Source organism: Candidatus Buchananbacteria bacterium CG10_big_fil_rev_8_21_14_0_10_42_9, from assembly GCA_002773845.1.
In the GTDB taxonomy this organism is placed as follows: Bacteria; Patescibacteriota; Patescibacteriia; order Buchananbacterales; family 21-14-0-10-42-9; genus 21-14-0-10-42-9.
Map to the genome: position 1 here is coordinate 1 of PEZZ01000023.1, position 8,168 is coordinate 8,168.

General features: G+C 36.9%; 9 protein-coding genes. 7 read left to right on the forward strand and 2 right to left on the reverse strand.

The genetic code is table 11. The features are described 5' to 3' along the window. From COT81_03115 to COT81_03145, 7 genes are all read left to right on the forward strand, one after another. The coding region (locus COT81_03115) for a hypothetical protein (protein PIS05059.1) at positions 1 to 672 on the forward strand (672 nt) is incomplete at its 5' end. Between the two features lie 197 nt (positions 673 to 869). Continuing rightward, on the forward strand, positions 870 to 1,082 hold the full coding sequence (locus COT81_03120) for a hypothetical protein (protein ID PIS05060.1): 213 nt from the start codon (positions 870 to 872) through the stop codon (positions 1,080 to 1,082). A 369-nt stretch (positions 1,083 to 1,451) separates the two neighbouring features. Continuing rightward, entirely contained in the window at positions 1,452 to 1,631 is a 180-nt protein-coding gene (locus tag COT81_03125; GenBank protein ID PIS05061.1) for a hypothetical protein, read from the forward strand. Between the two features lie 90 nt (positions 1,632 to 1,721). After that, positions 1,722 to 3,005, forward strand: a complete 1,284-nt coding sequence (tig, locus tag COT81_03130; protein PIS05062.1) for a trigger factor — start codon at positions 1,722 to 1,724, stop codon at positions 3,003 to 3,005. 27 nt (positions 3,006 to 3,032) lie between these two features. After that, positions 3,033 to 3,917: a hypothetical protein gene (locus COT81_03135; protein ID PIS05063.1), complete on the forward strand. Its 885-nt coding sequence runs from the start codon at positions 3,033 to 3,035 to the stop codon at positions 3,915 to 3,917. After that, the gene (locus COT81_03140; protein ID PIS05064.1) at positions 3,914 to 5,089 is read left to right on the forward strand and encodes a hypothetical protein; all 1,176 of its coding nucleotides are present in this window, start codon (positions 3,914 to 3,916) and stop codon (positions 5,087 to 5,089) included. Before COT81_03135 ends, COT81_03140 begins: the two co-directional genes overlap by 4 nt. Then, on the forward strand, positions 5,086 to 5,307 hold the full coding sequence (locus tag COT81_03145; protein ID PIS05065.1) for a YggU family protein: 222 nt from the start codon (positions 5,086 to 5,088) through the stop codon (positions 5,305 to 5,307). Before COT81_03140 ends, COT81_03145 begins: the two co-directional genes overlap by 4 nt. Positions 5,308 to 5,739: 432 nt before the next feature. Here the strand turns inward: COT81_03145 and COT81_03150 are convergent, their stop codons facing one another. Then, positions 5,740 to 7,590 carry a hypothetical protein gene (locus COT81_03150; GenBank protein ID PIS05066.1) on the reverse strand — a complete coding sequence of 617 codons (1,851 nt, stop codon included), beginning with the start codon at positions 7,588 to 7,590 and terminating at the stop codon, positions 5,740 to 5,742. Then, on the reverse strand, positions 7,591 to 8,022 hold the full coding sequence (locus COT81_03155; GenBank protein ID PIS05067.1) for a hypothetical protein: 432 nt from the start codon (positions 8,020 to 8,022) through the stop codon (positions 7,591 to 7,593). Positions 8,023 to 8,168 lie beyond the last annotated feature (146 nt).

An 8,168-nucleotide genomic window follows, 5' to 3' on the forward strand; every position in this document is an offset into this window, starting at 1 on the left:
TGCCGGAAAAATAAAGGCACGCATAAAGCCCTCAATCAATTTAGATCTTTTGCCTATCAAGCTTCGAAGAACCACACTAGAACAGTGTGGGTTTTGAAATGTGATATTAAGAAGTTTTTTGCTTCAATTGACCAGGTAATACTTTTGGATATTGTGAATCGTTATATTCCTGCCGATGATATTACGTGGCTTATCTCGCAAATTGTTTCCAGTTTTAACTCAACCGAAAAACGTAAAGGACTGCCACTTGGAAATCTCACCTCGCAGTTATTGGTAAATATTTATATGAATGAGTTTGATCAGTTTGTAAAACATAAGTTGAAAGCTCAATATTATATCCGCTACGCCGATGATTTTGTTTTTTTATCTCATAACAAAGACTGGCTTGAAAATATTTTGCCAGCTGTAAGAAAGTACTTGGGAAACCATCTGTCGATTGAATTACATCCTGATAAAATATTTATTAAAACCGCTGCTTCCGGAGTAGACTTTTTGGGTTGGGTAAACTTTACGGATCACCGAATATTGCGGACAGTGGCTAAAAGGCGAATGTTTCGCAATTTAAAAATCAAAGGAAACAACAATGAAATTTTACAATCATATCTAGGGTTGCTAAGCCACGGTAATACCAGAAAACTGGAAAGTATAGTTTTAGGTAATAAAAGTGGGTAATTTAGGCTAAATTAGACTTGTTTAATTCAATTTATTGTGTTATTTTGTTAGTATAAATTTTAAACGAGTAAATTTTCAATTCAGTAAATTAGATATTTATTAATTGATGTTTAGGTGAGATTCTCGCTCCGTCGTATGATGGGGTCTCCACTTCCCCGAGGTTGACTCGGCTTCACTCAGGATGACACGAAAATAGTATGCCAACCAAAAAAGAAAAATTTGACGTTAAAAAAGGCTTGGAAGAATTGCAAAAAATTTATGATTGGTTTGATAAAAACGAAGACGCCAATCCGCAAGAGCAATTAGCCAAAATCAAAGAAGCCGCGCCGCTTATCAAACAACTGCGCGCCCAACTCAAAGACATTGAAAACGAATTCATTGAAGTCAAAAAAGATTTAGATTTAGAATAATTAATCATTTACTTTATTATGCTGGGAAAAGAAAACGAAGGCGGGGTGTCAGAGGAGGCGCGAAAATTTGTCATGGATCCAATGGCGGGGGCTAGTGAAGATCCTGACATGATAGAGATTGAAGAGAAAATATCGCCAGAATAAAAGAAATCCAGAGCCAGGCAAGAGCTAAGGGAAAGGTTTGGAATTGGTACAACTGATGAATTTAAAGCGGCCTTATTAGAGGGCAGGGTAGGTGATTGTCGCCAATGGTTAGATTATATTAAAAATAATAGAGAAAAATTTCCTCAATACCAAGAAACTTGGGAAAATTGGGTAAGGGACCGAGAGCAAGATATATCGCAGCAAGAATTATTCGAAGAATTTGGAATGCGCAAAACAGCCGATTTTAATGCAGCCATAGATGCAGGGAAAATAGAAGATGCTGAAAGGTGGTTGGAGTATATAAGAGCGAATAGAGAAAAATTTCCTCAATACGACGATGTTTGGTTTGCCGATCGCCAATCAGATCTGGATTTGGCTAAGAAAATAAATAAGAAAAATAAATAAGCGGAAACCTTGATTTTTTGAGAGTTTTCTGATATCCTTGGGGTGCATTAACTACAACCCTGAAGGGTATTTTTTATTCTCAATTTCTTTATGCCTCAAATCAAACAAGAACCACAACCTCGCGGCCAGCTTAAAATCACGGTTGAAATTTCGCCTGAAGAAATGCAGCCGTTTTTGAAGCGCGCGGCTGAAGACGTGTCCAAAACGCAAGACATAGCCGGGTTTCGTCCGGGCAAAGCGCCGATGGATGTGGTAATTAAAAAAGTTGGCGAGATGCCGTTATGGCAAGCCGCGGCAGATTTGGCAGTGCAAAAAAGTTTACTCAAAACCTTTGAAGATGAAAAAATTAGAACAATTGGCTCGCCCCAAGTAAAAATTGATAAGTTAGCCCCGGAAAATTCTCTAATTTACACTGCAACCGTCAATATATTTCCGGAAGTTACTTTGGGTGATTTAGACAAGGTTGCGATAGAAGCAAAACCTGCCGAGGTAAGTGATAAAGATTTTGATACTGCTTTAGAAAATTTACGCAAGCTAAGAGCTTCGGAAATTGCCGTGACTACAGAAGCCAAAGCGGGCGATAAGGTAGAAATTGATTTGGAAGTTTTTCAAGACCGGGTGCCGATTGAACATGGCGCGCAAAAGAAACTGCCGCTAATTTTGGGCGACAGCCATTTTGTGCCTGGTTTTGAAGAAAAAGTTATCGGCATGAAAGTGGGCGACACTAAGGAATTTAAACTTACGATGCCCGAAAGTTATCATCTCAAGCAAATCGCCGGAAAAGAAGTTGAGTATCGCATTAAAATGCTGGCTATTTTTCAGCGCTCTTTGCCAGAAATAAATGATGAATTTGCTAAAAGCTTGGGCATGAAATCCGCCGATGAATTGAAAAAAAACATAAAGGACAATTTAAAAGCTGAAGCTGAATCCAAAGAAAAAGTACGCCAAGAAGAAGCGATTATGAAAGCTTTAATTAACGCTTCCAAGTTTTCTGAATTGCCTGATTTATTAGTGTCTTCGGAAACCAATCAAATGATTCAAGAGTTAGAAGCGAATGTTACCCGGCAGGGCGGTAAGTTTGAAGATTACTTAAATCATATAAAAAAATCTCGGGAAGAGCTAACTTTGGAGTTAGCACCGCGCGCAATTGAAAGAGTGAAGAGCGCGTTAATTTTGCGTGAAGTCGCACAACAACAAAATATTTCAGTTGACGACACAGAAATTGAAGCTGAAATTGAAAAAGCCCGGGCGATGAGCCAAGGCAATCCAGACATGGCCAAGCAATTGGATACCCCAGAGTACCGCGATTACGTTTCAAACATCTTAGCCTCTCGCAAAGTGATAGAGTGGTTGCGTCAAAAACTAGTTAAATAACACCTTGTCGTTTCGGGATCATTCCGGATGGCATTTTTTTTGTGTTATAATATCGATATGTTATTTGGAACACATGTATCAGCGGCTGGTGATATGGCTGAAGCACCGGCGCGGGCGGCAGAAGTTGGAGCAGAATGCTTTCAATTTTTTTCTCGTCCCCCCCAAGGCGGCACCGGCAAGCCAGTTACCGACGAATTAGCTAAGCGTTTCATTGCAAATTGTAAAAAATATAAGCAAGCCGAATGGTATGTGCATGCGCCGTATTACATTAATTTTGCCTCGGCCAACAATCGCATTAGCTACGGATCAATCAGCATAATTCGCGAAGAATTAGAACGGGCAAGTTTATTAAAAACAAAATATCTAATGGCACATCTTGGCTCAGCTAAAGATTTGGGGCAAAAAAAAGCTATGACCCAAACGGTTGACGGTTTAGCCAAAATGCTAAAAGGTTATAAAGGCTACACTCAATTTTTAATTGAAATTTCTGCCGGTGCTGGTAGTGTTATTGGCGATACTTTTGAAGAGGTCGCTGAAATCATTGAGCGAGTTGAAAAAAAGTTGCGGAAACCGAAATTAATAGGAGTGTGCTTTGACACCGCCCACGCTTTTGCCTCAGGTTATGATTTGCGAACCAAAACATCAGTTAACGCAACTTTTAAAGAGTTCGATAAAGTAATTGGGTTAAATAGGTTAAAAATGAGCCATTGTAATGATTCCAAAGCAGAATTGGGGGAAAGAAAAGATCGTCACGAGAACTTGGGCAAAGGCTTTATTGGCTTGGAGGGATTTAAGGCCATAGTAAAACATCCCAAACTGCAAAAGATAAATTTGATTTTGGAAACACCTAAAAAAAATCCTATAGATGACCCTAAAAATTTGAAGATTTTGAAACAAATGCGAGGCAAATGAATAGTTGGATAAAATTTATTGAATCAAAGAATCGTCTTGGTTCTTTTTTGGTTTTAGGCGCAATCATAATTAGTGTTTTGATGCTTGGCCAATATCCATTTCAGACGAGTGATTTTATTAACTATATTTTTAGTGCCAGAATATTTTCGGTCTATAAGCAAAATCCTTATTTATTAACACCAAATGATTTTTCAAACGATTTATTTTTTAATTTAACGCAGTGGAAAGATTTGGTTACTGGTTATGGGCCGGCCTGGGTTTACCTATCTTCAATCCCGGTTGTTATTTTTAAAAATAATTTAGTTTTCACCATACTTGGAATGAAAATATTAATTGCAAGCTTTGTGTTTGGCAGTGGATTTTTAATTGTAAAATTAAGTCAAAAGTTAAACGATAAAAAATTATATAATAAGTTTATTTTATTTATACTTAGCCCGGTCGTTTTAGTTGAATTAATGATAAACGGTCATAATGATATTGCTATGATATTTTTTGTTTTATTATGGCTATGGTATATGCAAGCGAAAAGATTTAACATAGCCTTTACTTTTTTATGGATTGGAGTATTAATTAAGTTTATTCCAATTATTTTACTCCCGCTTCATTTTAGCTATATTTTTTGGGTTAAAAATAGTGCGTACAAATTGTATTCAAAGTTTTGGCAACATTTTTTAATTGTCTTAGGGCTGACTTTTATCTTTTACTTACCTTTTTGGAACGGTTGGCACACTTTAGACGGCACATTTTTTTTGCTTAACCTGCGCGGGCTGTTCCAAGCCTCACCATTTTTAGCTTTGCTGTCGATTTATTTACCATATCGTATTGTCACAGGGATTGGCTTTGCAGTATTTTTAACTGTTTACGCAGTAATTATTTTAAAATATCAGCCTAAGTCATTTGCTAAATTAGTTAACGCTTGTATTTTTGTTTTTGTTGCTTTTATGCTGTTTGCGCAGTGGTACATTATGCCTTGGTATTTAGTTTGGATTTTACCACTGCTGCTTATTACAAAACATTTTTGGCATCAGGTTGGTTTTTGGTTTATTAATTTACTTTGGATTTTTATTTTACTAACAAGAAATTTACACCTTGGATCTTTGCTAACTTTATTTTTGTTTGCATTTTTTATAACGATCATCTTTCCGTTTAAGCTAAAGTTAAAAATCAAATGAAAACAATTAACGTAAAAGTGATTACTAAAGCTAGCCGGGATGAAGTTGTTAAAATTTCTGAAACAGAATATAAGATTAAACTGACCGTTTTAGCTGAGCGAGGTAAAGCTAATGCTAGGCTTATTAAATTGTTAAGTAAATACTTTAATAAACCGAAATCTTGTTTTGAGGTAACTAAGGGATTAAAATCAACCTCTAAAACAATTATAATTCGCTAAGTTTAAATATAAAAATGGCTAAAATTAGCTATTTATTTTTTATTTTAACAACCTTCTATTGACAACTTTTTAATAATATGATATTATACTTTGTTATGTCCAGGTTCTATCTTGGGCATATGTACCATAAATTTTATTCAAAACTCTGCAGACGACCTACCTGTGTGGCTTGTGCCAGAAGCAGGAGGAACCCGCGCCTGTAGAAAGCTGGGTAGCTAGGACAACATTCAAAAAATTGTTCTTTATATATTTCCTAGCATTCAGCTTTCTGCAGGCACGACAAGCATGGGGACATAATTTCTGTCTTAATCTGGCTTCGGCTCGATTTTTACAAAGATTATGTTTCTTGTCTGCAGAGTTTTGAATAAAATGTAGCCAGTCAATACAAAACTAAAACGACTCCTTGAATCCGGAGCCGTTTTTTTTATTTGGTTAGTTTAAGCTGTCTACCGCCTCTTCGCTTGCGACCTCATCGCTTTTTTCGGTGGCTGAAGATAATTCCTCAACGCCCCTTAGGCATACTTGTTGCCATGGAACATAATGGCTTTTATAGTCAATTTTTTTAGTTTCGCCATTCGAATAAGTTATTGTTTGGGTAAAGACGGTGTCAGCACCATTATGTGCGAGTTCTGTGCACTTAGTTTCTCCTGGGTCCAAATCGGTAGTTTCTATCCATTTAGTTGGTGGTGGAGGTGTAATATTATAAATAATTGGGGCGGTTCTAGTCGCAACTCGGCCGTCTGAAGTACCCCAAAATTGAAAAATAAGTTCATCTTGGTTATTCGGATTTACTTCTGCCTTAAACAAGATATTTTTACCAGTGTCATTTATGAATCTAAAATCGGGCCATGGATCATAAATAGTGGCATCAGTGCCGGCCGGTTCGTAGTAACTCACTCTGTATGAATGATTTCGTCGTTGGGTGATATTTAATCCGGCATCGAGCGCTGTTCTAAATGTAGTAGTACCAATTTGACATAAACCACCGCCGTACTCTGGAATTGTTTTACCACCTTTGATTACTAATTCTTGCCTGTAGCCATTAGCAGCATCAATATCGCCTAGCGCATTAATTAATGAAAACTCCTCGTCTGGTTTAATTAATACGCCGTTCAAGGCCGCAACTCCAACGCTGATGTTGTGTCTACGATTTACAGGGCTGCCGGAAAAATCAGAACGTCCCTCACCGAGCAACTCCACAATACCTAAATCATTTACATCGGCCGTTTTTATGTTAGCTTCAACTACCGCTACTGGTAATTCAATATCGTCTGTTTTTGAGTTTAGTACAGACGTAGTAATTAAGTCATAAGTTTTCTTAAAATTTAATTCTTGACCATCACGGTGAGGTTTAAAGGAGGTAACCTTACCCGAATCGCTTAAAACAAAAGTTGCGTTTTGCATTTCAGTATTAATAGACTTTGCGATATTTTCTAAGAATTTTGTTACTTTTTCCTCATCAAGCGTTAAGGTAACCTGGCCTTCGAATGCTTGTAAATTCAACCAAGTGGTGCTGGCTTCACTTGGCAGTTCCCAGGATCGGTTCTTATAAATTAATTTTGGCAAATCTGATTGGGCTATGGACGCGGCTAATTTTAAAACCTCATCGGTTTGAGACTTTTTTACAATCGGTTCATCGTAAGCTAATTGTAAGGTGGTCGTGGCGTAGCGAACGTTTGTTAAATCATTTTTAATTTGAGTTAAAATACCTTTGTAATCAAACGCCAGTCCAGGCACTTCACTAGTTATTTCAAAACCATCGTCATAAACTAACTCGGCGCTTAATGCGGGTTTTTCAAAATCACTAAAATTAGTTTCTAATGCATTTAAAAGTTCAGATTCAAAAATGCTAACTTCAAGAGGAATTACTACCGGCGACACACCTAGACGTAATTGATTGTAAGCATCAAAAAATAAATTATTTTCGCGGCCAAAGTTATAAGCGTTACTAATGGTGCGGTCTATGTCGAAGTCAAAAAGCCAATAACTGGCATCTGGGTCTTCAATGCCTGTAACAATCGGATTTATGCTAATGTGATTGTCTTCAAAGACAAATTGTAAACCATCTTCTAAAATTTTATTTTGATAATTAGATAAAATTTTACGCGCCTCAGCTGGTGTTAAGCCGGAAACATCCATTTCTCCAATTTTCACACCAGGCAATATTTTGCCTTGATGAAATAAATGATAACCGTATGAGGCGGCCGGAATTGCGGAGATAATCAAAACAAAAATTACAATAAGAATTTTAACTTTTATATTTTTAAAAAAGGTATTTTTCATTTAATCAAGTTCAGTGTTATTTCCACGGGATTTAACGGGTATTTTTTTTGAGTCTTTATGAATGGGCAAAGTTATAGTTAAAATTCCATCCTTTATATCCGCGCTCACTTTTTTTAAGTCTGTGTGGTAGGGCAATGCGACCGATCTTGAAAAGCCACCCCAATAGCATTCTTGATAATAGTAATCACCGCCCTCTTCAGTTTCTTCGTTTTCTCGATAACCACTTATTGTTAAAACATTATCGTCAATTGCTAAATCTAAATTATTTGGGTTAACGCCAGCCATCGCGGCTTTAACAATCATGTTATTGTGTTTAACGTATAAATCAATCAACAAATCAGCACTAAAAAATTCTTCCGTCATTTCTTTTCTTGAAGCTTTACGCTGGCTCAGTTTAGTTTTACTTTTTTTCAAAATTTCTGTTAGTTTCATACGTCAGATTAAATTAGTCATACTAATTATATAGTACTCGTTACCCTTAAACAAGGAAGCCGGGGTGTTTTAGGCACACACATTTTGCACCCTTTCTAGCGCCTCATTGGGCGTTAGTCCATCTAGGGCACAGTGTTCTAAGTTAT

Excerpts from the sequence above, each read along its gene's own strand:
- COT81_03120 (PIS05060.1), top strand. The coding sequence starts at position 870 with ATGCCAACCAAAAAAGAAAAATTTGACGTTAAAAAAGGCTTGGAAGAA.
- COT81_03125 (PIS05061.1), top strand. The coding sequence starts at position 1,452 with ATGCGCAAAACAGCCGATTTTAATGCAGCCATAGATGCAGGGAAAATA.
- tig (PIS05062.1), top strand. The coding sequence starts at position 1,722 with ATGCCTCAAATCAAACAAGAACCACAACCTCGCGGCCAGCTTAAAATC.
- COT81_03135 (PIS05063.1), top strand. The coding sequence starts at position 3,033 with ATGGCATTTTTTTTGTGTTATAATATCGATATGTTATTTGGAACACAT.
- COT81_03140 (PIS05064.1), top strand. The coding sequence starts at position 3,914 with ATGAATAGTTGGATAAAATTTATTGAATCAAAGAATCGTCTTGGTTCT.
- COT81_03145 (PIS05065.1), top strand. The coding sequence starts at position 5,086 with ATGAAAACAATTAACGTAAAAGTGATTACTAAAGCTAGCCGGGATGAA.
- COT81_03150 (PIS05066.1), bottom strand. The coding sequence starts at position 7,590 with ATGAAAAATACCTTTTTTAAAAATATAAAAGTTAAAATTCTTATTGTA.
- COT81_03155 (PIS05067.1), bottom strand. The coding sequence starts at position 8,022 with ATGAAACTAACAGAAATTTTGAAAAAAAGTAAAACTAAACTGAGCCAG.